Origin of the sequence: Sulfobacillus sp. hq2, from assembly GCF_002903155.1 — a bacterium.
Lineage (GTDB): Bacteria > Bacillota > Sulfobacillia > Sulfobacillales > Sulfobacillaceae > Sulfobacillus > Sulfobacillus thermotolerans.
Genome location: NZ_NWUL01000028.1, coordinates 44518 through 68529 on the forward strand (window position 1 = coordinate 44518; position 24012 = coordinate 68529).

At 51.8% G+C, this 24012-nt stretch carries 29 protein-coding genes; 13 read left to right on the top strand and 16 right to left on the bottom strand.

The genetic code is table 11. From position 1 onward, the window contains the following. Window positions 1–45 precede the first annotated feature (45 nt). The 3 genes from CO251_RS04670 to CO251_RS04680 all read right to left on the bottom strand — a co-directional run bounded on the left by CO251_RS04670 (window position 46) and on the right by CO251_RS04680 (window position 1223). On the bottom strand, window positions 46–258 hold the full coding sequence (locus CO251_RS04670) for a hypothetical protein (protein WP_103374646.1): 213 nt from the start codon (window positions 256–258) through the stop codon (window positions 46–48). Further along, window positions 255–569: a hypothetical protein gene (locus tag CO251_RS04675; protein WP_103374647.1), complete on the bottom strand. Its 315-nt coding sequence runs from the start codon at window positions 567–569 to the stop codon at window positions 255–257. The genes CO251_RS04670 and CO251_RS04675 overlap by 4 nt, the downstream gene beginning before the upstream one ends. A 240-nt stretch (window positions 570–809) precedes the next feature. Further along, window positions 810–1223: a hypothetical protein gene (locus CO251_RS04680; protein WP_103374648.1), complete on the bottom strand. Its 414-nt coding sequence runs from the start codon at window positions 1221–1223 to the stop codon at window positions 810–812. A gap of 285 nt (window positions 1224–1508) precedes the next feature. On the opposite strand from CO251_RS04680, the gene CO251_RS04685 reads away from it, so the two are divergent. The 3 genes from CO251_RS04685 (at window position 1509) to CO251_RS04695 (ending at window position 4477) form a co-directional block, all read left to right on the top strand. Then, entirely contained in the window at window positions 1509–2216 is a 708-nt protein-coding gene (locus CO251_RS04685) for a hypothetical protein (protein WP_103374649.1), read from the top strand. Window position 2217: 1 nt separating this feature from the next. Beyond that, window positions 2218–2610: a hypothetical protein gene (locus CO251_RS04690; protein WP_103374650.1), complete on the top strand. Its 393-nt coding sequence runs from the start codon at window positions 2218–2220 to the stop codon at window positions 2608–2610. A gap of 442 nt (window positions 2611–3052) precedes the next feature. Beyond that, entirely contained in the window at window positions 3053–4477 is a 1425-nt protein-coding gene (locus CO251_RS04695) for an APC family permease (protein WP_103374651.1), read from the top strand. 8 nt (window positions 4478–4485) lie between these two features. On the opposite strand, the gene CO251_RS04700 is transcribed toward CO251_RS04695, so the two are convergent. The 3 genes from CO251_RS04700 to CO251_RS04710 form a co-directional block, all read right to left on the bottom strand. Further along, complete coding sequence (locus CO251_RS04700) at window positions 4486–5721, bottom strand: MFS transporter (protein ID WP_103374652.1); 1236 nt, start codon at window positions 5719–5721, stop codon at window positions 4486–4488. An 87-nt stretch (window positions 5722–5808) separates the two neighbouring features. After that, window positions 5809–6570: an HAD-IA family hydrolase gene (locus CO251_RS04705; protein WP_103374653.1), complete on the bottom strand. Its 762-nt coding sequence runs from the start codon at window positions 6568–6570 to the stop codon at window positions 5809–5811. Then, window positions 6570–8210: a formate--tetrahydrofolate ligase gene (locus CO251_RS04710; RefSeq protein ID WP_103374654.1), complete on the bottom strand. Its 1641-nt coding sequence runs from the start codon at window positions 8208–8210 to the stop codon at window positions 6570–6572. Before CO251_RS04710 ends, CO251_RS04705 begins: the two co-directional genes overlap by 1 nt. A 169-nt stretch (window positions 8211–8379) precedes the next feature. Here CO251_RS04710 and CO251_RS04715 point away from each other — a divergent pair, with 169 nt between their 5' ends. Continuing rightward, window positions 8380–8772: a hypothetical protein gene (locus tag CO251_RS04715; RefSeq protein ID WP_103374655.1), complete on the top strand. Its 393-nt coding sequence runs from the start codon at window positions 8380–8382 to the stop codon at window positions 8770–8772. On the opposite strand, the gene CO251_RS04720 is transcribed toward CO251_RS04715, so the two are convergent. After that, on the bottom strand, window positions 8705–9760 hold the full coding sequence (locus CO251_RS04720) for a 2-hydroxyacid dehydrogenase (protein ID WP_103374656.1): 1056 nt from the start codon (window positions 9758–9760) through the stop codon (window positions 8705–8707). The two genes, CO251_RS04715 and CO251_RS04720, sit on opposite strands and share 68 nt — an antisense overlap. 76 nt (window positions 9761–9836) lie before the next feature. After that, window positions 9837–10064: a hypothetical protein gene (locus CO251_RS04725; RefSeq protein WP_103374657.1), complete on the bottom strand. Its 228-nt coding sequence runs from the start codon at window positions 10062–10064 to the stop codon at window positions 9837–9839. A 130-nt stretch (window positions 10065–10194) separates the two neighbouring features. Here CO251_RS04725 and CO251_RS04730 point away from each other — a divergent pair, with 130 nt between their 5' ends. Together CO251_RS04730 and CO251_RS04735 are read left to right on the top strand one after the other, a co-directional pair. Further along, entirely contained in the window at window positions 10195–10992 is a 798-nt protein-coding gene (locus tag CO251_RS04730) for a helix-turn-helix domain-containing protein (protein WP_103374658.1), read from the top strand. Next, window positions 10979–11617: a thioredoxin family protein gene (locus CO251_RS04735; protein ID WP_103374659.1), complete on the top strand. Its 639-nt coding sequence runs from the start codon at window positions 10979–10981 to the stop codon at window positions 11615–11617. The genes CO251_RS04730 and CO251_RS04735 overlap by 14 nt, the downstream gene beginning before the upstream one ends. On the opposite strand, the gene CO251_RS04740 is transcribed toward CO251_RS04735, so the two are convergent. The 4 genes from CO251_RS04740 to CO251_RS04755 form a co-directional block, all read right to left on the bottom strand. Next, window positions 11580–12485: a DMT family transporter gene (locus CO251_RS04740; RefSeq protein WP_103374660.1), complete on the bottom strand. Its 906-nt coding sequence runs from the start codon at window positions 12483–12485 to the stop codon at window positions 11580–11582. The two genes, CO251_RS04735 and CO251_RS04740, sit on opposite strands and share 38 nt — an antisense overlap. A 1-nt stretch (window position 12486) precedes the next feature. Then, entirely contained in the window at window positions 12487–12777 is a 291-nt protein-coding gene (locus CO251_RS04745; RefSeq protein WP_103374661.1) for a hypothetical protein, read from the bottom strand. Window positions 12778–12825: 48 nt separating this feature from the next. Next, entirely contained in the window at window positions 12826–13182 is a 357-nt protein-coding gene (locus CO251_RS04750; protein ID WP_103374662.1) for a rhodanese-like domain-containing protein, read from the bottom strand. Between the two features lie 345 nt (window positions 13183–13527). Further along, window positions 13528–14463, bottom strand: coding sequence for a PLP-dependent cysteine synthase family protein (locus CO251_RS04755; RefSeq protein WP_103374663.1), 936 nt, complete (start codon window positions 14461–14463; stop codon window positions 13528–13530). A 202-nt stretch (window positions 14464–14665) separates the two neighbouring features. On the opposite strand from CO251_RS04755, the gene CO251_RS04760 reads away from it, so the two are divergent. Continuing rightward, a complete protein-coding gene (locus CO251_RS04760; RefSeq protein ID WP_103374664.1) occupies window positions 14666–14938 on the top strand; it encodes a hypothetical protein in 273 nt (90 codons plus the stop codon). Window positions 14939–15013: 75 nt separating this feature from the next. Further along, window positions 15014–15883 carry a DHHA1 domain-containing protein gene (locus tag CO251_RS04765; RefSeq protein ID WP_103374665.1) on the top strand — a complete coding sequence of 290 codons (870 nt, stop codon included), beginning with the start codon at window positions 15014–15016 and terminating at the stop codon, window positions 15881–15883. Here the strand turns inward: CO251_RS04765 and CO251_RS04770 are convergent. Continuing rightward, complete coding sequence (locus CO251_RS04770) at window positions 15880–16866, bottom strand: NAD(P)H-quinone oxidoreductase (protein ID WP_103374666.1); 987 nt, start codon at window positions 16864–16866, stop codon at window positions 15880–15882. The two genes, CO251_RS04765 and CO251_RS04770, sit on opposite strands and share 4 nt — an antisense overlap. A 140-nt stretch (window positions 16867–17006) precedes the next feature. Here CO251_RS04770 and CO251_RS04775 point away from each other — a divergent pair, with 140 nt between their 5' ends. Together CO251_RS04775 and CO251_RS04780 are read left to right on the top strand one after the other, a co-directional pair. Next, window positions 17007–18185, top strand: coding sequence for an MFS transporter (locus CO251_RS04775; protein WP_103374667.1), 1179 nt, complete (start codon window positions 17007–17009; stop codon window positions 18183–18185). Between the two features lie 50 nt (window positions 18186–18235). Then, a complete protein-coding gene (locus tag CO251_RS04780) occupies window positions 18236–18913 on the top strand; it encodes a peptidylprolyl isomerase (protein WP_242968319.1) in 678 nt (225 codons plus the stop codon). A 4-nt stretch (window positions 18914–18917) separates the two neighbouring features. Here the strand turns inward: CO251_RS04780 and CO251_RS04785 are convergent, their stop codons facing one another. Continuing rightward, window positions 18918–19541, bottom strand: a complete 624-nt coding sequence (locus CO251_RS04785; RefSeq protein ID WP_103374668.1) for an SOS response-associated peptidase — start codon at window positions 19539–19541, stop codon at window positions 18918–18920. A 244-nt stretch (window positions 19542–19785) separates the two neighbouring features. Between CO251_RS04785 and CO251_RS04790 the strand changes: the two genes are divergently transcribed. The 3 genes from CO251_RS04790 to CO251_RS04800 all read left to right on the top strand — a co-directional run bounded on the left by CO251_RS04790 (window position 19786) and on the right by CO251_RS04800 (window position 22748). Continuing rightward, complete coding sequence (locus tag CO251_RS04790; RefSeq protein WP_158246181.1) at window positions 19786–20631, top strand: ARMT1-like domain-containing protein; 846 nt, start codon at window positions 19786–19788, stop codon at window positions 20629–20631. A gap of 157 nt (window positions 20632–20788) precedes the next feature. Further along, window positions 20789–21532 carry a hypothetical protein gene (locus CO251_RS04795; RefSeq protein ID WP_146038987.1) on the top strand — a complete coding sequence of 248 codons (744 nt, stop codon included), beginning with the start codon at window positions 20789–20791 and terminating at the stop codon, window positions 21530–21532. After that, entirely contained in the window at window positions 21525–22748 is a 1224-nt protein-coding gene (locus CO251_RS04800; protein ID WP_103374671.1) for a hypothetical protein, read from the top strand. Before CO251_RS04795 ends, CO251_RS04800 begins: the two co-directional genes overlap by 8 nt. Window positions 22749–22797: 49 nt before the next feature. Here CO251_RS04800 and CO251_RS04805 read toward each other — a convergent pair whose 3' ends face one another. Both CO251_RS04805 and CO251_RS04810 read right to left on the bottom strand, forming a co-directional pair. Continuing rightward, on the bottom strand, window positions 22798–23118 hold the full coding sequence (locus CO251_RS04805) for an iron-sulfur cluster assembly accessory protein (RefSeq protein ID WP_103374672.1): 321 nt from the start codon (window positions 23116–23118) through the stop codon (window positions 22798–22800). Then, window positions 23102–23938, bottom strand: coding sequence for a sulfite exporter TauE/SafE family protein (locus CO251_RS04810; protein ID WP_103374673.1), 837 nt, complete (start codon window positions 23936–23938; stop codon window positions 23102–23104). The genes CO251_RS04805 and CO251_RS04810 overlap by 17 nt, the downstream gene beginning before the upstream one ends. Window positions 23939–24012: the final 74 nt, after the last annotated feature.

Sequence of the window (24012 nt, forward strand, 5' to 3'; positions counted from 1 at the left end):
ATAGATGCCAGCCTTGCGCTCCGATTTTCACCTTCCACATTTGTTTCATCGTTCTTCTCCGTCCAAGTTTAGTGCTTTGTTTAGCTGGGCCTGACTTGCGTCAATGACTGACCGGACAAGTGTATTGAACGGTATTACGAACTGTTGGTAGGCTACCCGCGTATAGTAGGGGTCGACAATTTCTATTGTCACGGTCGCCTGTTGCCCAATTTCTCCCTCAATCGACATGTTGTTGACTGTTATGCGTGCTTGGTTCACTGTCCGTCCTCCTCTCGAATGGTTACTTCTCGACGCTTTGCATAAACCGCTGCGATCGACCGACCGAATAACATCTCGGTCTGTCCCGTTGTTAGTGTGTGCGGCGTCCAATGACGCAAAATCAAGAGTTCTTTCGTGGTCCATGCCCGATGCCGTCGAACGCCCAGTCGCGTTAAGCGGCACTGAACCGCGACCGCGGTCCTACGCAAGTTCTTTCCGATTTCGTGAGCGGTGTGGCCGCGTTCGTACCACTCGGCGGCTAGCTGGTCCTCGATCGGTGTCCAGCGTCGGCGGTGTCGTGTGATGATCATATTGGTTCCCCCCTGACACGAGATCCACGGGCTTATGCATCACGGCTTGTTGCATCCCGGCCACGAATACGCGAGCGATAAACACGGCTTCGAAATAGCAATCCCAGCACAACTCCCCCGGCATCCCGATCCCGTGACATTCGGCTCCACAAACCACACAGTGATACGGTGAGTAAAAGTCGTCGCAAAATGCCGTGGGCATCGCCTGCGAAATGGCCGGTTTTGGGGCGGTCTCGGTTATCACTGTCCCGCCTCCTTCGCCATCCTTAACGCAAAGAAGTTGTACTGAAAGAAACAACATGCCTCGTCAAGCGATATGGGCCTTTCGGTTTTGTAGCCGTCTTCCCACTCGGTGACGAAAACGAGTCTGCTGGTGTCGCTCAAACACACCGTGTACTTGTACAGACCGCTTTCGCTCGACTTCTGCAAGACGTATCCCAGTTGGAAGGCTTCGGATAGCAGTTCCTGCTCAAACGGGTATGCTTCACCGTGGTTGCATCCGGTAGGACATTGCCAGGCATCTTCGCGCGGCCCCGTTTGCCTGTCGTTCCATTTGGGAACCCATACGTTTCCGCATGTATTGCATCGCATGGTTAAGTCCCAGTCACTTAGGACCGTCACGCCGTGGGCTTCAATTTCGGCTTTGCTTATCATTTGGCTACCCCCATCATGCTTATTATGTCTACTCTTGTCGGGGCTTTTGGAAAGACACAAGCCCCGATGCCTTATGGCTTCAGGGCTTGACGCGTTTTGTCCTTTTTTAACCTAAATATCTCTTATCGGACACGATTCTTCAAAAAATATTCCGTTCCTTTTGAGCCATATTCCGGATTCGATACGGTCACCTTTTGAATGTTTATTATTCCTTTTTGTTATTTGTGTTTGATCTTCCAACTGTGTACCATAATTTTGAAATTGGGTCGTTGGGAGGTTGATGGCTTGGTGCGTACCCTAGGGCTTATTCTTGGTGGCGTGGGTGTTGGGCTCATAGGGGCTTGGACGCTGTCTAGTTTGCATCCGGCCTCACGGCATGGTGCGTCGGCCGCTTCTCGTCCTATCCATGGCCGGTTTTCTTCGCCGATGCCGTCCTTGCCGACATTTCCTTCGTCTTCCAGTCCACCTTCTACGTCGCAATCTCCTAGCTCGTCCGTTGCTCCTTCTGTTTCGTCGTCTGTGCCTTCTCCATCGCCGTCTGTGACCGCTTCGGGCGTCCAGTGGGTGAATGTCCCGTTAATGCTGGATGGCACTGCGTTCGGGTCGGCCTCGTTGCCCTCCTCATGGAACGCAACACCGCGAGTGATCGATGGCGGAGGGTCCGGCGCGACGCTCGTTTGGTCTTCGCCGTCCGGGGCTAATTCGCTTAATGTGCAGGTTTCTTCCGCATATGGCTCTAATCATAATGTCCTGAACGGCGGTAACGCATTTGATCCGGCCTTGGCCTTACCTCAGTCAGGGTGCTCCATTAGCGCAAACGAAGGTGCTGTGTATCCCTTTACGTGTTCAGGCTTTCAAGGTTTTGTGGACACCAACCCCGCGGTTAGCGGGGCGGTGACGGTATGGACGGTTGGCCCCAATGGATCTGAGCTTTCGTATATTCTCAATTCGATCCAATTGTCCTCATCCGCTCTTGCTTCGGAGGGCCAATAGCATGCGGCGATTATGGTGGGTCCCGTTTGTGGTTATCGGCGCGGTATGGTGGCTATGGCCCGTTCCTCACTCAGATCAGCAACCGCGTTCCAAGGTTTCACTTGCCTCCTTAGTGGCCCGTGAACAGTTTATTATGCGGTATGCATCACCGGAAGACCAACGTCTGTGGGTGCAGTCTGGGCGGCCGCCCATTCGTTTCTCTCCCAGCGATGATATTTTGTACTTTACGCCGCGTCCTTCTGGTCCTAATGGTAATATTCCTCTCATCCTGCGGTGGCCGCGTTCCGCAGCCGATCAGCACATTTTGACTCGGTTGGTCGGATCTCCGGCTTTGGTTACGGCTAACGGCCACGTGATCCCCGTGGATTGGGATTTTCATGCTGTGACGCCATAGCCATTGGCGTTGTCGTGTGCTATGCAGTCGAAATCACGAACCGTTATATGATCTGTCAAGTGTGTTCTTTTGGATTTGCATTGAGGATGTTACCGTGTCTCGTTCACGGTCGCGAGACGCTCATGCCTGACCCCAATTAACCGTTGAGCCCAGTCTTTTCAGAAACGTTCACCTAATAGGCAAGACACTTCGCGTTCTTCTAGCGGCGTAATGCATGTAAGCTAAGGAGACGATCTGCTTTGATGCTCCATACGCGTCTTCACTCGCTTGCTGCGCGCACGACCTAGCTATTTCAAAATCTACATCCTGTGGTATTGGTCTCACGATGGATAACTAGCGCCGTAAAACCACAGCCTAAATGGGACGACAACTCTGTTTCTTGCGAAGATATGTTGTAAGATAGCATTAGCAAGTTTGTTGCATTCGGTTAGGAGGATTTATCGTGGCTCAAGAAGACAGTGGACTGCACACCAATGTCGTAGGTTTTTGGGGCCTTGTCAGTCAGAGTTTAGCGGGAATGGCGCCAAGCTGTGATGTTGTCGCCTTCATGACAGCGGGCGCCGCGTTTGCGCTTGTTGCGTTGCCGTTGTCTTATTTGTTGGCTTTTGGCTTGATGTTTATTGAAGTGAATACGCTTTACCATTTATCGAAAGATCGCGCGTCGGCGGGCGGATATTACAGTTATGTCTCGGCAGGCCTTGGGACAAAGGCATCGCTAATCACGGGATTTATGGTAATTTTTTACCAAACTCTCAGCGTCGCAGCTATTCCTGTATACATTGGCGGTGTGTTTTTGCCAGGATTAGCCGCGCGTCTACATATGACCTTACCTCCGCTATTTTGGATTTTTGCTGTGCTTTTCTTTATTGGCGTGCCGTGGCTACTATCCGTCATGGGAATTCGTCCGAGCATTAAAGTGCTGGCTACCACGAGTTTAATTGAGATTTCATTTTTAATTGTGGCCTCGATCATCATCATGATAAAAGTCCACCCCGGGCATCCTTTGATACCCTTCGAAGTGGGCCGTGTGGGCATTAAAGGCGTTTCTTTAGGCATGGTCTTTGCTATCACGAGTTTCATCGGCATTGGCAGTCATGCTTCGTTGGGAGAAGAAGCAAAAGGCGGCGTACAAACGCAACGTGGACGCTTAATCGGGAAAGCGGCGTTAGTGTCTTTGACTTTAACGGGCGCGGCCTTAACCCTGTCAGCGTATGCGCTTACCGTCGGCTGGGGTATGTTTCGTATGGGCACGTTCTCGGGGGCTAATGCACCAGGCGTTACCGTATTTTTACGCTACTTAGGCCCTGTGGGTGCAGCGGCTTTAGTCATTTTAGCGTTAAACAGCGCCATGGCTGACAGCATTGCCTTGCTGACTAGCTCATCACGCGTGCTCTATGCGATTGGCCGCGACGAACTCATTAATACTGGATTTGCCCAGGTCAATGGGCGACGCGCCCCTGCGCGAAGTGTCAGCGTGCTCGCAGGATTAGCGGTCATTGTTGGCGTTTTAATTGGCTCCCTATTAGGACCTGCTCAGGCTTTTAACGTCATGACCACCGCTGTCCTCTTTGGGTTGGTATCAGCCCACACGCTAATGAATATCTCGTTGATGAAACTCTTCCGTGAGGAGCATAAGCGGTCGCATTTTGTGCAACACATCATCCTCCCGATTTTAGCCATTGTCTTATTTTGGTGGGTCTTATATGAGTCGGTTTGGCCCATTGCGTATCCCTTAAGCCTTTCCGGCGTCATATGGTTGATCGTGCTAGTTCCTGTGGTATGGTATGTCTCTCGGGTCTCACGGAAAGTGCCTGTAGCGCATACGCATCAATTAGGCTTACCACGCCCCAAAAATAAGCTGAAATAAGCAGGTTTTTATGACGATTCGCTTGCAGAGGCGAGCACCAGATTTTTGGTTTCGGGGAGAGTTCGTTGACTAATGATAGTGCCAACCAATGCCATGGCTCCAAAAAAGAGAAGCCCGGATCCCGGACCCCACCAAGGAGTGAGAAGACTATAGCCGACAATACCAATAATGCCACCGATGCGGCCGCTGGCTTCGGCTATAGCTTGCGCCGTGGCACGCCACGGGGTCGGGATTTGTTCTGCTGCGGTAATGACCGTCGTTTTATCCGGACCCAAAGCGCCAAAGCCATAGGTGATAACTAAGAGCAGCCATGCGCTGTATTGCCACAAAGGGTATTGCCTAAGTGGTCCAGGCTCACATATCAGCAAAGTTCCTAACCCTATTAACCCCAATGCGCGCCCTAAAAAACCCCAAATTTGTAATGGACGCCGTCCCCAGCGATCAATCAAGGCCACTGTCACAAGCGCGGCGGGAATGGTAATAGCCTTGACCAAGACGCTGTGCCACGCGGCACCCGAAGCGGTTGTGCCAAAAACTGTGACGAGCATTAAGGGAAGAAATAACGTAAGGCCTTGGTCGCTCACTTGATAGCTGAGCCACGTAACGGAAGAGAGCAACACGCTTTTACGATACTGCGTATGGTGCACGATGTTTTTGATATCCCACCAGGAGGCGGCATGATGGGCTCTCCACGCTGCCGATTCGGGAATCTTATGCCTGACCCATAGCACAGGAACAACCAACAACGCACCGACAAAAAGCGGGACACGCCACCCGCCTGGATAGCGCAACGCCAGAGCACCTACTCCATACGCGACCAGCATGCCAAAGTTTGCGGCCCACATCGCCCAGGCCATGACACGCCCCCTCAGCTGTCCTGCGTATTCCACCAAGTAAGGAAATGCCACCGCAAAATCCGCTCCGACCCCTATCCCCACCACCACGCGCATTGCTGCTAACCATAAAAAGTTGGGGCTGAATGCGCTCATCATTGCCGCTATCCCGTACGCTACAAAGTCCAAAAGAAGGATAATGCGCCGCCCCCATTTGTCTGCGAGGAGTCCCGAGATAAGGCTGCCGATAATCATGCCGATAAAGGTTGAGGTCCCTAACATGGTGATGGCCGCGGTGGCAATGTGCCATTGTTTGACGATGTCTGGCAGAACCACCGACAGCGCTCCCATGTCGTAGGTCCCTATGAAAATCCCTGCCCCGACTGCCACTATCACCTGTGGTTTCCTCACAATACCCCTCCTGCATGCGCGTCTTTACAAGGATTATAAATGATAATGAGAGCCATTATCATTTATAAGAAAAATAAAAGCGGAACGTCATCGTTCCGCTTCTAACCATTGCTGTAGCACATTGCAGTCTACGACCACATTGTCTTGTCCTTTTGGAATAAGCACGCGTGCGGGTGCTCCAGGCTCCCCCAAATTGTCTAGAACAGCCAAAGCGCCCGTAAAATCGTGATCATATGTCCACTCATTCATGGTGATCACGGTTGGAATTTGGGCTTGACGTGCTGCTAGAAGACCGGGCGAGGAATCCTCAAAGGCTATCACGTCACCTGGCCCATATTCCCACTGTTGTAAGACCCAATGGTAAATCGCCGGGTCAGGTTTTTTATTCTCTACATGCTGCGCCGCCCCTATCAAGTCGATCCAGCTAGGCCATTCGTTACCGAATGCCGATTGCAGCAACGCGTGGACATTGGCTTCATGAGTTGTTGTGGCGATTCCAACTTTTAGCCCCTTGTGTTTAGCCTCGCGGATAAGACGCTTAGTGCCGGGTCGCCACAAGACATGTCCACTTTGCACCCGTTCTCCAAATAGAACGGTTTTGCGTTGATGTAGTTGTGCGACACGTTCCCGACTAAGAGAGGGCAAATCAGGACGGGTACTCAAAAAGTGGTGGATGCGCCGTTCTCCTCCGGTTACGGCTAACAATACACGGTAGGTGTCAGTGTCCCAGACGAATGGCAGTCCTGCCTCTTGAAAGGCTTGATTGAAGGCCCAAAGATGTCCCAAACCTTCGGTGTCGGCCAATGTGCCATCCACGTCAAATATCAATGCTTTGAGTGATTGCGGCATCAATGAATCCCCTCAATCTGTCCGGCGTCATTAACACGAACCCGGTAGGCGGCGGGATCTTTAGGCAGCCCGGGCATCCGAATCATGTCGCCCGCTAAAGGAACAATATAGCCAGCACCCCGAGCAATATCGATATCGCGAATGGATACCGAAAATCCCTCTGGGCGTCCTAGACGCTTGGGATTGTCACTCAGAGAATATTGGGTCTTAGCAATACAGACCTTTAAATAGTCCTCTCCCCATGCCTCCAATTTCTTCAGGGTGCGTTCGGCGCTGGCGCTATACTCCACACGGTCGCCTCCATAAATTTTTGTTACGATGCGTTCAATCTTTTCTCGTAGTGGCACGCTCTCATCATATAAGGGCTGAAAGGCTCCCCTTGATGTTTCTAGCTCTTTGGCCACTAATGCGGCTAATTCTTCGCCACCAGCCCCGCCTTGGCCAAAGACATCCGCGGAGGCTGCGGCAATGCCACGGTGGGCTAGCGCAGAAATAAGCCACTGAAGTTCCTCTTGGGTATCGGTACCGAACTGGTTAATCGCAACCACGACTGGTAATCCATAAGACTGGAGATTTTCAATATGTTTCAGAAGATTGGCCATGCCGCGTTGCAACGCCACCAAATTCGGTTGTGCCATCTCACTTAAAGGTTGTCCGCCGTGGTAGCGAAGGGCCCGCAAAGTGACCACCACAACGGCTAGAGAAGGCTGTAAATGCGCTATTGGTGCTTTGATATCTAGGAATTTTTCTGCTCCCAAATCGGCGCCAAAGCCCGCTTCTGTTACAACCACATCGGACATACGCAGTCCTGCTTCTGTGGCCACAATGCTGTTACAGCCATGAGCAATATTGGCAAACGGGCCGCCATGCATAATCACGGGCGTATGCTCTGAAGTTTGCACTAAGTTAGGCATCATGGCGTCGCGTAGAATAGCCGCCATCGCTTCTTCTGCGCCAATGTCTCCTGCGGTAACCATTTGGTTACCCTGACTTGCGATAACCATGCGCGCCAAACGCTGTTTTAAATCGTTCATGTCCTGAGATAGCGTGAGAACCGCCATCACTTCCGATGCCGCCGTGATATCAAATCCGGTTTCGCGAGGGATACCTTGAGAGGGTCCTCCAAGGCCTATGACAACATGGCGCAGGGCTCGGTCGTTGACATCTAAGACTCGCTTCCACAACACACGCTGGGGATCGACGTCCAGACGACTGCCGTGGAACAGTTCATTATCAATTAGCGCGGCCAGCAAGTTGTGAGCTGCCGTGATGGCGTGAAAATCTCCGGTGAAGTGAAGATTAATCGCGGTCGAGGGTTCAGCTTGTGAAGCGCCTCCTCCGGTTGCGCCTCCTTTCATGCCAAATGTGGGCCCCATGGACGGTTCTCGCAAGACGGCCGTAGCCGCGATCCCCAGCCGACGCATCGCTTGGGATAGACCAATCGACATGGTCGTTTTGCCTTCTCCTGGGGGCGTGGGATTGATCGAGGTCATCAAGACAAGTTTGGCCCGCCTCGGCCGTTGGTAAATGATATCTAAAGGAATCTTGGCTTTGTCATTGCTAAACGGAATAATATCGGATTTCGTCAGGTCTAGTTGTTGTGCGATGTCTCCGATGGGGTGCAGAGTTGCATGGGGCATATTGGTCTCCTCCGGTACTGTTGGTGTCGTATGTCGCTCCTTATGCTGTGCGAAAGACACAGTCTATGACTTCCGACTCTGTCTGAACGAACTATGGGAATAATACCAAGAGTAGTGCATGTAGCACCAGCAGTCCGTCAAAATTTTGCATCTGACTGGAGGTCATTCCGTGAACGCTGTGCTCTGGGCATCCGTCAGTCTGGCTGCCTTAGTCGGAACGATTGGGCACGAAGCTGCCCATATCGTAGTCGCCCGCCATTACGGGGCACGGTGGCACGGCATGCGGTGGCATAAGGGGCGGTTAACCACAGTTATCGATATGACAGGCTTATCCCGAATGGCTTATCGCTGGGTTGCCGCGGCAGGCCTCGCCGTGGACGGTCTGTTATCCGTTCTCGCGTTGCTGTCCGTGATGCTGATGCGGTGCACGTGCCTTTGGTTAGAGGGCCCTTTGATTTGGGGCCTCGCCAGCTTACTGGTGAATGGCTGTCCTTTCATCCCTCATTCGGATGGGTGGCAAATGATTTTTGGCGTCCGTCGTTTTGCCATTGCCAAAGATTGACGCCCGGCCGTGGGACTAGAACATGATGCGCTGAATGCTGGGCGAAAAAACATTGCACGTTTTCTAAGGCATGGGTTGCCATGGCCGTTAGGGCTTGCTGTGTGACCCCGGAAATATGTGGAGAAAATAACGTGCGTTCTTGGACGGACGGCGGCAAGCTCCGTAAGGGACTACTCTCAGACAGTGGCTCGGTCTCAAAGACGTCAAGAGCTGCACCGTATAGCCGTTCTTCGATAAGAGCTTGGGCTAAAGCTTGTTCATCCACGACGGGTCCTCGGCCAACATTAATCAATACGCTACCAGGTTTCATGCATGCCAATTGGTCTTTTCCCACCAAGTGAAACGTTGCATCCGTGAGAGGTACGGTTAATACCACAATATCTGCGAGCTTCCAGAGGTCGTCAGGTGCCACATAACGAACAGCGTATTCTTGCTCCACCTGGGGGTGACGGTGTCGCTGGTAATAAATCAGGTTCATGCCAAAGGGCGTGGCGAGCTGGGCTAAGTGTTGCCCAATTTGTCCCATTCCGTAGAGGGCCAAGGTCAGCCCACGCAGATCTCTGATCATTCCCGCCAATTGTTGCCGCTTCATAAATTGCCCATTTAAGACCATGGTATGAGCCGCACCCATGTGCCGCATAAGATAGATGGCTGACATTAGGGCGTGTTCCGCGACGGCGTACGCGTTTTGACCGGGGTTGTGGGCCGCGACAATGTGACGGTCCTCCAGAGCTGACAGGTCGACATTGTTATAGCCCGATCCCAAAGTTTGAACAAATTCCAGAGTGGTCCACGGCTCAAGAGTATGAGCATTAACGGCATTGCCTGCAACAATCATAGCGCGTGCCTGATTAAAGATACTGATCCGTGTTGGTGCGGCAATGTCATCGACGAAGCGCACGTCCAATGCGGGAAATGTCGCGGCGATTTGTCGCATCAGCGGCTGTTGTGCGTAAGAAACGACTAAAGGCCTTGTGCTGCTGGGCATTTTGTTACCACCGCCCTTATCTTTTTTGGTGGGTCGATTGTACCATGATTTGCCCAGGTATCTTGCACAATGCTAATTACAACGATTTGCCTATCAATTGATTCATGGCTTCCGTACGCTTCGGCTCTTGGTGGGCCTTGACCGTTTCCTTGATCAGTGACTTCAATTGTTTTTCATCAAGAGTGCCGACATATTCTAAGTTGCCAATATCAATCTCGTGGGTTTTCTCTTGCCCATCGTCCAAAATGGTATGCACTTCATAGTTGGGAAATTTGCCGACAAACCGGAAATCTTTAATCTTCATAGTGACCTCCTTGCGGATTGTTTGAATTTAGCATGTCTTTTTGAACACGCTCTATGCATCGAAGTGGCATGACCTGGCTTAGCGATGGTACACTCATGGTATCCTGAAAAAAGGCGGCCCCCCTAACGCTATGATTATTGATGAATCGATTGGGCTGGCGATTCGCTCCCATCGCTTGTCTCAACATTGGTCGCAAGCTCAACTGGCGCGCAAAGTCGCTTTATCACAGAAACAATTGTCGCGCATAGAACAGTCTCAGGTTTTGGAGATATCTCGAGACCTGCTGATTACGATTGCCCAAGCGCTCAGAGTCCCGGTGTTAAGCGGCGAGGTTAACCAATGGCTCTATAAATGTGGATACCGTCCGTATGTGGCGCCTCAATTGGAACTGCCGGACGAATACGTTCAGTGGATTGTGCGGTTCAATCCCTTTCCCGCCATTTTATTGGACATCGGATGGTATTTACGGTTTTGGAATCAGACGATCGAGCGCCTTTTTCAAATTCCCTTTGGTTCCCTTAAAGGTCTCAATCAAAATTTGGCGGTCTTGTTATACGCGCCCGACTCTCCTTTAGCGGGGTGGTGGTCTCCTGAATTGCTTGCGCACATGTTGAACCGGCTGTTAGTCGAATGGCAACCCTATGTGACAGAACCATGGGTGTCTTCCTTAAAGAGCGCGCTGAGCGAACGCATTGGAATTCCGTGGGATGAATTGCCCATTCCTTCAACATCAGAAATTTTATCGGTGAGCGCTGACCATGGCATTCGCAAATTACGATTTCGGTCCAATCAAGTCCCAATCCCCAATCGACCGGACCTGATGATTATCCATTACTATCCGTTGGATGATTACACGGAGCGGTGGTGCTGGAAGACGATAACAAATGCCGAGAACATAGAAAAGGAGACGCCTCATGATACTCAATGACGCCGACGAACGGCGCATCGGTCAGGCGCTTCAAGGCTTGACCGATGCGCTAACCTTAAGAGTCCATTCCAACCAACCAGACTCGACCTTAACCAAGGCGACTCTTGACCTTGTTGATTATACGGTGAGCCTGGCTCCGCAAAAGCTAAATCGAGAGGCGGTGCCCCTAGGTGCGGATATGCTTGATCCTACGACCCTCATCGTGAGTTCTCACGGAGCATTTGGCGTCCGTTTTATCGGCACGCCCAGTGGAACGGAATACACAACGTTTATTCAGGCCTTGATGACTTACGGAAATCCATTGCCCCACCAACAACCCCCGTGGGCAGAGTGGCTTCAACAGATTGCGAATCCTGTGACGGCCGATATTTTTGTTTCCACGACGTGTACCCGTTGTCCTCAGGTCGTAGATCAAGGGATTCACTTTGCACGCATACAGCCAATGATTGCGGTTAACATCATTCAAGCCGAACAATTTCCCGATATCAGCCAGACGCACCAAGTCATGGGTGTTCCTACCATTTGGTGTCGACCTGGTCCTTATAAATTAACAGGAATGCCCGCGCCTGAATATTTTGCCGCCTATCTTATTCAAGCATCGACTCAACCGGGGCCTGATCACTAAGCGTAGCGGGAGAGCGCATAAATCCAGAGCCCGCTGCCCCGGCAATCACAATCAAGCCCCCCTCGATTTGAATTGTGGACAATGACTCGTGCAGCAGAAGCATCGCGAGAACCGCGGTAAACACCGGCAGCAAGTTCAAAAACGGGGCCGCTGTTCCGCTTCCTAACCGGTTTACCCCAGTACTCCACATCATAAACGCCACCACAGAGGCCAGGGTACTGACATAGGCGAGGGCTAATCCACTTTCCACCGTTAGATGAATTGGATGCGTCGTGAGGTTCCACAGTCCCAAAAGAACTGAGGGAATCGCTCCGCCCACTGCGGCCCCGGCAGTCAAAACTAAAGGAGAGAAACGATGGCGATAACGCCGTCCCAAGGCCGTATAAATGCCCCAGGCCAAGGCCGCGACAATGAGTAAGCTAGCCCCCCAAAGACTGCCGGATGCCGAGGCACCACCGCCAAGCAACAAAATCTCGCCCACGATGGATAGCGCGACCATGGCCCATTGCCCTATGCGCACCTTATCCCCTGCAATGAAAAATCCTGCCACCAAAACGGCTAAGGGCGTAAATCCGGATAGCAAGCCCGCCTCACCCGCGGGCACCATGGTCAAGCCCCAGTATGTCAAACTGGAAAAAAGGAACATGCCCATAAAGCCTAAGAGCAAAAATGCCTTCCATTCGTAACGAAAGGGAATGCGCTCACGACGTTGGTGGACTATCACGAGTAAAATCGCCGCCGACACGACCCAGCGAATGCCGTTGAGGGTAAAAGGCCCCATGCTTACACGAAGAATGCGTCCCGCCAAAAAATTCCCGGCCCAAAGCATATTCGCTAGGACTAACAACAAGATGTATTTAAAACGCATTTTATCGGACCTTCTGATGTTGGACGTAGATGCGCCGAATCCCTCGATGCCATACTTCTACGGGGGGGCCTCCAGGGTTGGCATACACCTCTCCTGTGGGGGCATACCCTGGAGGCGCCTGCTCATAAACCCGCTGGTACCGCTGCGTCCACCCTATTGAGAAGATTAACAAGATAAGCCCCGCGGCGATCAAATAATACATCACCGCGGAAATGCCATAGAAGCCAAAAATCGCCCCACCAATCAGTGCGGCAATCGCAGCGCCACGAACAAGAATCTTATCGACAAACATACTCAGATCTCTCCTTCCGTTCTCCGACGAAAGGCGCAACGAATCTCATTACTTAACAACCCGTCCGGTCCACTTCGTCATGCCGCCTACCATATTGCGTGCTACAAAGCCTTGGGCTCTTAAGAGCCTCGCTGCCTGAGCGCTCCGCCGGCCGGTATGGCACACGGTAACAATCGTGGCGTTATTACGCAATTCATGAGTGCGCTTAGGGAGCTCAGAGAGCGGAATCAGTTGCGCCCCCTTGATATGTCCCTGGCGATATTCATGTTGCATCCGCACGTCCAAAATGACGATCTTTTCACCCTGGGCCAGTAATTCCAAGACTTCGGAAGGCGTTATATGAACCGGGACCTTCTGTTCCGTTGTTGTGTTGGTACGCCGCTTTCCTATCAACCACTCAAGCATCGCTATCCTCCACCCACATTCTTGCGTGTTCCATCTTTATGCCTACTAAAATTTTAACACGGACCGCTGCCATGAGAAAGATGGAGCCATTGGGGCCGTGAGGATTGGCCTATAATCTGTCGTGATAGCTGCCGACACGCGTAAAAACCGATACGGCGTTGCTCTTCCCCTCGACGTGTGGCTATTTTAAAAAGGCCCATAAAGGATTAGAGGATTTCTCATGAGCGAAACCCATTCAGTTGCGTGATATCCCAATAGCCTATTCGCCAAGCGTCGAAGAAGGACAACACCAAATCATGTCATCTCGTCTTAATTAGGCGCAGTGAGGCACGACGGTTGCGCGCCTCAATATCCCTCACTAAAGATATTACTGAGGTAATTGCGTCCGGTATCTGGAGCAAGTGCCACGACCAGAGCATTCGGCGGTAATGAACGTGCCACATTAAGCGCCACATGAACGATGGCGCCAGATGATCCGCCCACTAATAACCCTTCTTCATGAGCGAGTCGTCGACACATAGCGAAAGCATCCGCGTCGCTAACAGCTATCCATTGATCAACAACGGCCATGTCTAAGGTATCAGGGTAATAATCTTCTCCCATCCCTTCGATTTTGAACGGGGCCACGGGTCCTGTGAAAATAGAACCGACCGGATCCGCACCGATAACTAAAACCTGGGGATTTTGTTTCTTAAGGTAACGTCCGACTCCGGTAATAGTCCCTCCAGTGCCCGCTCCCGCAACCACGGCGGCAACTTTTCCATTGGAGTCCTTCCAAATCTCTGGGCCAGTCGAATGAAAATGGGCCAACCAATTGGCCTCTTGTTCAAATTGCCCCATATAACAGCCGCCAGGAATCTCTTCCGCCAAGCGTCTAGCAATATTTTGATAGTTGGCCTCATCGTTGCGCGGCGCTTCCGGTACGACGCGTACTGAGGCCCCATAAGCTTTCAAAATGGCAATCTTGTCGGGGCTCATCTTATCAGGTACCACAAAAAGAGCATGGTAGCCCTTAACCGCCGCTGCCATCGCTAAAGCAATGCCGGTATTACCTGCGGTCGCTTCAACAATGGTCCCTCCTGCTTGCAAACGTCCGTCTTGTTCAGCGCTTTCAATCAATGCTGTTGCAATGCGGTCTTTAATACTTCCTCCGGGATTTACGCTTTCTAATTTGATAGCAATGTCTACACCATTGTCTGGTCTAATACGCTGCAACGCAATAAGCGGTGTATGCCCTACCGCATACAGGACGTTGGGTAAAATGTGATCCGACACTGACATTTTCGGCTCCCTTCTCGAGCACGGTGAGAATCTTGTACAGATACGGATCAATTATACAAAACTTTAAAGACATCCCCTGCCTCCTATGGTGTTTTGTGTTCGGACCACATTCAACCAATCTTCAGGTTTCCAGGAAGGGATTTGCGCATGCATCGCGAATTATTGTTCCCATGGGAATATGGGCGGAAGGAGTGTCTCTTTAATGCCTGCTAAAACCAATTCACGACCCCTCGTGCTTTTCATGCTGACGGCCACGCTATTGACTTCCGCGCACGCTCTGGTTCAAGGGAAATCCCGTCCTTTTCAGCGATTTCTCGTCTATAATGCCCAAAGTCAACCCAGTCTATATACGGTGGAAGTTCTGGACACCACAACCCTAAAAAATGTGGGCCCATTAAAAGCGGGAACCACGGTGCGATTGGCCGGCACACTCAAAGGGCGGACGATTCGCGCAAGCTACATTGACATCGTGTAATCCCTAAGGACATATTTCCTATCTTGCGGCGTCATGCTATGCTTCGAGGCATGTACCCATGAAGAGGAGGAACGTATGGAAACAACGGGATGGCTCATTACCCATAAAAATTGTTTGGATGGAGCCGCTGCCGCGGTCGTGGGCCAAAAATGCGGGCTGACCCCGGTTTTTGTGGAACCCGATCAAGTGGCTTCGGCTTTTGCCCTCATTACGGATGATAAACCCCTGTATTTGGCTGATGTGTCGCTAAAGCCTGAACAATATGAGGTCTTAGGCGCTCGCATTCACTGGTTACTGGACCATCACCAAACGGCGTTGCCATTAAAGACTTGGCCTGGGGTAACAATTGACCTTAGTAAATCCGGATCGCATTTGCTGTACGACTACATGGTCGGGCATGGAATGCTCGCGCCCTCCCCGCAATGGAGCCGTCTGATTCGCGCAGTGGAACGCTATGATTTGTGGCAGCCATGTCATGGAGCAGGGCAGAATCTTAACCGGTTATTTCATGATGGCGGTTATGCATGGTTTTATGAGCATTTCCATGACGGATGGACACCGTATAATAGAGCTGATCAAGATCGGCTTGCCGAGTTAATTGCCCAAGAAACCACGTTTATTCACGCTCAGCTCCAAATAGCGGTGCGGACCAACACCCCTTTACCCATGGTCGCCATCCCGTTAAGTGATGAGGGGCCCGTCAACGAAATAGCGCACCGTTTGTTGGAATCAGGGGCTGCTTTGGTGGTATTTATTAAACCAGATGGACGCCTATCGGCTCGAAGCGACCCACGCGTGGATGTCGCTGCACTTATGGAAGACAGATTTCACGGAGGTGGACACGCGCGTGCAGCGGGTGGACGACTCGAGAAGCCAGGGCCATATACACCGGCCGACGCGCGTGCTGTATTGGAACAAATAGGTGACTATGTGCTGTCGCACTAGTCGACGGTTAAAATGACTTTGCCAATGGTCTGGTTTGTCACTAGATAGCGATGCGCTTCAGCTGCTTGGGCTAAAGGAAACGTCCGGTCAATGATGGCTCCCAGCCGTCCCGACGCAAAAAACGCGTGGGTGCGCTCTTGGAAGGTTTGAATTAAACGCATTTTTTCGTATTTCGGCCGCGAACGCAAAGCGGTGCCGCGAACTGTCAGTCGCCGGCCCAAAAGTTGACCTAAGTGGATACTGGCATCTGTACCGCTGAGCGTTCCGATCACGACGATGGTTCCTGTTGTCTTGAGACTGGCCATATTAGCTGTCAAATACTGTTGACCGACGAAATCCAAAATTGCATCCACGCCTTGGCCGTTCGACCAAGAACCGACCACGTCTTCAAATACTTCGTCGTGGTAATTTACGGCAACTTCTGCGCCAAGCGCCAATACCCGTTGCCGCTTTTCCTCCGTGCCCACCGTTGTCACCACATGCAGACCAGCGACGTGAGCCAATTGAATCGCCGCTGATCCGACCCCGCCAGCTCCCGCATGAATCAAAACGGACTGACCCATAGCTAATTGTGCCTTGTCAAACAACGCATCATAGGCCGTCAAAAAGGCTTCAGGGATGGCGGCGGCTTCAATATCGGAGAGCCCAGGGGGAATGGGCATGGCAAAATCTTCAGGACAGGCAACATATTGGGCATATCCCCCACCTGAGACAAGCGCCATGACGCGGTCCCCTTCTCGGAAGCGCACGACCCGGCTTCCCGTCTTCACCACCTCGCCGGCACATTCGAGGCCTGGAATTTGATATTCTGGGCGCGGTGGCGGCGGCGGATAAAGCCCTTGGCGTTCTAGCAGATCGGCCCGGTTCACCCCCGCAGCGCGAACTCGAATGACAATATCATCGGGCCCGCATTCTGGGAGAGGCACTTCAAAAATGCGGAGGACTTCAGGGCCTCCAAATTCCTTGAGAACAATTGCTTCCATGCAAACCCTCCTAATCAGTCGCAACTTAGGGCGAAGTCGGACACTGAAACTATTGTAAACTTCTTCGTAGGCAAGGCAAGTATCCTAGAGCGAAGCGAAATCTTTACACTAGGGCCTCAGCAAATTCTTAGGAGGGACTCATGACCTTTTCGTGGCTCGTTATCTTTATGGCTATTGCAACGGGTGCCAGCGTAGCTAACTTGTACTACAATCAACCGCTACTGACATTAATGGCGCATTCGTTTCATGTGGGGTCCGCCGCCGTGGGGGCGGTGACCATGTTAACCCAAATCGGGTACGCCGCAGGACTTTTGCTCTTTGTCCCATTGGCCGATCTCTGGGAACGCAAGCGGTTGATCATCGGTTTGTTTCTCTTAACGGCAATGGCATTGGAACTGGTGGCGGTCATTCCCGCTTTTATTCCCTTTCTCGCCATGAATTTTGCACTCGGTTTGGCGACGGTCGTGCCACAAGTTATTGTTCCTGTAGCCGCTGATCTCGCACCAGATTCTTCGCGTGGAAGAGTGGTGGGGGTAGTCATGAGCGGGTTATTAATTGGTATTTTGGGAGCGCGAACGGTAAGCGGCTTCGTGGGTGATTGGTTAGGATGGCCTCGCGTTTATGAATTGGCGGGTCTTCTTATGCTGATTTTCGCGGGAGCCACTGCACGGATTTTTCCGCGATCTGAACCGCACCATCATGGGTTACGATACGCGGGACTTCTCCGCTCTTTAGGTCCTCTCATTCGTCAAGAACCCGAATTAGTTCGAGCGTCTTTAACGGGAGCTGCCTTATTTGGCGCCTTTAGCGCCTTTTGGACAACGTTGACCTTTCGGCTCGGGCTGGCGCCATACCATTACTCAGCATCCATCATTGGTCTCTTTGGTCTCTTGGGCATTGCAGGGGCCAGCGCAGCACCTGTGGCTGGACGTTTGGCCGACAAACGCGACCCCAGAATTACGGTCACCGCCTCCATTGGTCTGGTCGCATTAGCCTATTTATGGATGGGACCACTGTCCGGTCATTTGTGGGCCTTAATTGTGGGCATTATTGTTTTAGACCTCGGAGTACAATCGGGGCAAATTTCCAATCAGTCCAGAATTTATGCGTTACGTCCTAATGCCCGTGCTCGTGTCAACACGGTCTATATGGTGACTTACTTCCTGGGGGGCTCCTTGGGGTCGGGGGTGGCTAGTTGGGCATGGGGCATCGCTGGCTGGACCGGCGTCACAGTAGCGGGTCTGGGTATGACTGTGGCAGCGGCCATCGTTCACATCGTGAGTCTAGTGCGCCAGCCCATCATTGGGCGTTCTTTGTGAACGGGTAACGATTCATGGTACAATGAGGCGCGAAAAAATGTGACAACGGAGTGATTATTGCGATGACATTGCGCCACACACTGACGATTCCCGCCCTCTTCCTCGTGGCCGCAGGCATGTTGGCCGGTTGTGGGCAGCAAGCAGCGCCAAGCCATAAGTCTACCCCTAAACTCGCAAGCGGGCGTAATTTGCGGTGGAAAACGGCACCACCCATGACCATTAATCCCAAAGACACTTACGTCGCGACTGTCGACACCACCGCCGGAAGCTTCAATATCACGTTGTTTACGCAACAAGATCCCCATGCCGTCAACAATTTTGTGTTTTTGGCAAAGCACCGTTTTTTCAATGGCGATGAAATTTTTCGCGTTATTAAGCCTTTTATGTTCCAAACAGGGGATCCGCTAAACAATGGCACAGGAGGGCCAGGATACCAGTGGACGGGCAAAGATGCGACGGTTCCCTATGAACCCGGAATTGTGGCCATGGCCAATTCAGGCAGTCCCACCACAAATGGTAGCCAATTTTTTGTATGCACCGGAGCCGAAAGCACCTCGTTGAATCAGAATCCTATATACACGGAGCTAGGACGCGTCACCAAGGGGATGAGTGTCGTCGAGAAAATTGCTTCGGGCAAGGTCAAGTACAATCCTGCGATGCAAGAAGACTCTTTACCGGTCCATCCTTATTACATTCAGTCGGTAACGATTTCCACCACGCCGTCTTAAAATCTTAGGATTCGGGCATAGGAAGAACTAGGTCCGGTGTGTCTTCTTGAGCACTGTTTAGACGGGGCGAAACCGCATACCGAGTTAAGGGCAGCTCAGTTGCTGAAAGGGTACGATATTGAGTGGAGTGGCGGTCGAGCCACAACGGGACTTGTTCGGGCGTTAAGAGCCAAGGCATCCGGTCGTGGATATCGCCTACCCAGCGATTGGCGGGGCACGTAATCAACACGACCCGCCAAATCGGCTCTTGGCGCGAGCGAAGCAGAAGACCAGCAATACTCAAGGGGACTTGAGCCGTAAAGCGAAATGCGCGCCTATCTGGGGCCCACTCATAGAATCCGTCCGCCGGAATGACCGTACGTTGAGATTTCATAGCCTCATGAAATAGCGGCTTAGTGGTCAAACTTTCGCAGCGGGCGTTAATCAAGAGGCGATTTCCTAAAGGATATCCCCACCTTACCCATGCAGCCTTTGTTTCGCCTTCTTTTGACGGGCCTAACGCAAGAATGTCCTGTCCCGGAGCAATATTCCAGCGCGGTGTCCAATGCGGTTCCACGGGCCATGACGCCAAATGCCACGACTCTACCAGTTGTTCCCATGATAAGCCAAGAGAATAACGTCCGCACATTGAATGACTCCTCCTTCGTGCGTATCACACGGCAGGTTGTGCCGTGGTACACTAAAAATATAGTGTCCGTTAAATGCGTACAGGTCAACCATCTTCAACAAAGGCCTAGAGGATGCCAAAATTCGGCGAGACGTCACACCATCTCGCCTGGTCAGCACCTACTGAGAGGAGGAACGGGAGCTCGGATAGAACCTCGACGCTATCCATGTCCGGGAGAACACGGAAGCTTACCGAATCAAACGCTATGCAGATTGCACCAGAATGCGCGCCTTGTGTATATCTTCAATTAACGAGGACTCTTGAACATCGCGGTGTCACGGATTATCTTCCGATTCAACGCGACGTCATGTTGGCCCTGGGAACGAATTGGGACCGGTACGAGACGCCCGCTATCGCGATTGATGAAATGTATCGTGTTGCCAATCGCGCGACTCATCAAACGGATGCTTATACGGCAGAAAAGACGCGTGCCAACGAATTGGCAGAACATTTTTGGGCAGACCATGTGGTGCCTGTCGAAAATTTGTCGCAGCGTTTGGTTTATGCGTGTGCGGCAAACATTATTGATGCAGGATTGGATGCGAACCCCGAGTATTTATTCACGCAGTTAGAAGGTGCTATTGAGCAAGGGTTAGGGGTCGACCATTCCCCCATCTTTTGGTCTCGTCTTCCAAACAAAGCCCGTCTTTTATATATTACAGACAACGCGGGAGAAGTGGTCTTTGACCGCGAGTTGATGCGTTCATTACGCTATCATGGCTACCACCTCAGCGTCTTGGTGCGGCACCATGCTTTTTTGAATGATGTGACACGAGACGATGTACATCAAGTCGGACTGAGCCAGGTCGCCAATAAAATTCTTGATTTAGGCGATCATTTTACCCTTTGGGCGATGCGTGACGATATGTTGGACATGTGGGCTAAGGAATATGACGGATTTATTATTAAAGGCATTGCCAATCTCGAATCCTTATCGCATAGGTTGTTGCCGCGTCCTGCGCTCTTTTTATACCGGGCTAAATGCCCGCCTGCCGCTCGCGTAGCGGCCGCCCAGTGGAACGACAATGTCGCCTGGTACCAAAACCGTTAACGGGTCGTAAATGGGTATACTGACAGAGGATGCTTCGCGGTTGTTGTGTTTTTCCAGCCGATTTTTTGAAGGAACATGATACAATATAGTGTCTTTGATGTGCGGAGCAGACGATGAACACCCTGCCGATATGGCTGACAAAGGATTGAGAGAACGGATGAATAATAAACAAGACCTGCCAGGCATAGGCTTTACCACACGACAGCGGTGGGTCAGCGGTCTTATCGCCGGTCTCGGCGCTATCTTTGTTGGGATCTCGGTGATGCTCCATGCGCGCATTCATAGCCGCATTAGTACGATTGCTATCAATGAAAAGCAGCCGGTTAATGTACTGGTAGGCATTCGAGGGACAAGCCAAGCCCCGGCCTTTATCGGCTTTTTAGCGGTCGTACGGCCCAATAGTCAAGTCCTCACCGTGATTCCTGTCAACGGCACCACTCTTGTCTCCACTGTCAATGGCACCGAGCAGCCGCTGTATGAAGTCATTGCGGGTGAGACACCGGTGGCTGCCACAAAATCCGTCTCGCAGGCCATGGGCGTGCCCATCACCCATTATTTCTACTTCACAACCAAGGACCTGCTTATGGTGATGAATGCGTTATACTATCATACCAATCATTTGTGGCCGCAAACCGAAACGCCTACCGCGATGTTGGCGACCCTAGGCTATCCGGATGGGGCGGCGAATCCGGCAGGACAAGTGCAGTTGCTCGGCAAAATCGTTCAAATGCTTCCCGAAGTCACGCCCATCGCCGCAGGGGAATTATTAGGGATGACGAAGAATTCGACAACCAATTTAACCGCGTACCAAGTATTTGCCCTAGCGAACTATATTCGCGGCGACGCATTGAAACTGGGCTCTCTTCGTCAGCTGCGTCCTATAAGGAGGTCGCATGGCTAAAGATCTGACAACCGACACGCCGGTTCTCTTTCCTGTTCAGACGACAGCGCCGTCACCTCAGGTCAAATGGCCCACGGTCAAGACCTTACTATGGCTCTTTGTAATATCCCGGGCTTTCTTTATGGAATTGGGGGGGCTGGCTTACATCTATTTGCCCCATGCTTGGGTCGAGTCTCCACCGAATACGTTGCCTCCATCGGGGCGCCTTCTCTATCACGTGACATTTGGTTTGTGGGCGCATTGGGACGGTTTGTGGTACCTTTCTATCGCTAATATGGGCTATGCCAATCGCCCTACAGCCACAGCCTTCTTTCCTCTCTATCCATGGGTCATTCATATACTGGGAGGTGGCGTGGTAGCCGGCGTTCTCTTTAGCCTTGTGGCGTTTGCGGTGACGTTGTGGTTTCTCTTTCGTTTGACGCAATATGAATTTGGGGACCACGTCGCGTGGAACGCCGTGTTGGCACTCTCCTTTTTTCCTACCTCGTTTTACGCCAATGCCCTATACTCCGAATCGTTATTTATGGCGGTCGCCATTGGTTCTTTGTATTTTGCCCGCACGAGGCGGTACTTCGTGGCGGGGCCTTTAGCCTTAGCCGCTACCCTCGTAAGCATGTATGGTCTTCTCCTAGCCCTTCCCCTGCTCTATCTCACGTGGACGCAAGAAGGGCACCGTATTCGCCCTTTATTCCACAGTTTATGGGCGCCTGCCGGGCTCGCTCTCTACATGGGGTTTCTGTTGGCGCGCTTTGGAGATCCATTAGTATTTGAGCATGCCCAGAGCAATTGGGGGCGACATTTTGAGTGGGCCGGTGGCACGTTATGGGCTGCTACGGTAAAAGCATGGAATGTCGCAGGACAAGCCTTCAATCTCCATACCTTATTTGCGACAGGGATGCCTCAATTAACGGCTAGCAACTTTTACAATTGGATATTTGCCTTGTTTTTGTTAGGGATTCTTGTACTATCGATTAGGCGGCTGCCTCCGTATTTGTGGATGTACGAGGTGTTAGCCCTGCTCGTACCGTTTTCCTATCCCGCTTCCGGCAATCCCTTAATGTCATTACCACGGCTGGTCTTAGAAGCGTTCCCAACGTTTATTACGCTGGGATTGTTATTGCGTAAACCCTTGTATAAAGTCTGGTATTTTGTGCTGGCGATGCCGCTATCCATTTTGTTTGTGGCCCTATACGCCACCGCGCATTGGGTGGCTTAAAGCGCGGTGTACGCGCTTTAAGCCGATCTCCTGTGCGAAAGGAAAAATCTTAATGGCTACCGCAACTGCAGCCAGACTGTGCATGGGGATTCGTGAGAATAAAGCCTTCTTGCATTGGGTCAATTTTGTAGTCTAAAGTGCCGCCTTCGACATAGGGCCGGCTTGCAGCATTAACGACTAACGTAAGCCCTGCCGCGTTGATTTGCTCATCTTCGGATGTAAGTTCGTTTTCCCAGAACATACGGTATCCAATGCGTCCACAGCCACAGGCTTGTTCGGCACTCACCCGCACGTAGTCGGCTTGTTTCTCGGTGCCTAATTCCGCCAGCTTGGCAATAGCCTGAGGGGTGACTTCAATTTGTAAACTCATAGTCAAAACCTCCTTTTAGCCCATCATAAAGGGCTAGAGAGGGTCTGTAAAGACTGGACCAATTATGCTGCAGTAAATAAAGCCCGCCAAGAAGCATTAAGCCGCTTGCAATCCATTGCATGGACAGCCGGGAACGGCGAGCCTGTTGGCGTTTGCCGAACCATATTCCGCTACTCATCCCAGCAAGGGCACTGATGAGATAGAGCGGAATGATGTGCCAGTCGATAGCACAACGACCCAAGTTATGAATTGTAGCTACCCCAGAGAACACCGTGACAGACAACAAGCTACTCCCTGTGGCCGAGGCCGCTGGCAGCCCTGACCAGAGCAATGCAGGAAAGGTCAAAAAGCCACCTCCCCCACCAAATAGCCCGGCAATAAGGCCCACAATACTTCCCGCTACCGTCGTGCGTAGGGTTAACCTTTTGGCGGGGCGAAGGGCTTTTGGTAAAATCATTGTGAAAAGGACATTGAGTAACATGAGAAGGCCTAATAACGCCATACGGACGTGGCTGGATAAACCGTGTTGCAACGCGTGGCCGGCTGCCATGGCAAGAATGCCGGGCATAGTAAACCACAAGGCAGGTCTCCACAGCGGGCGGAGAGACTGCCGGCGCACAAACAGCAGGGTAAAGGCCATAGCTGTCGTCACGGCTGCTGATGTCGCAAACAGATGGCCCACATTGCGCAGCCTAAGGAGATAGCGCATAACAAGGACTGACATCGCTAGTGTTCCGCCGCCAACCGTTGCGACCAAAAAGCCAAGTCCCGTAGCCGAAACGACCACGAGGACGGTTGAGACCCAAAGACTAGAGAACATGGGCAATCCTCCTCAGGATCGTGTAATGCGTACGACTAGGATGCGTAAGATGCTGTTACACTATGTATGGAGGC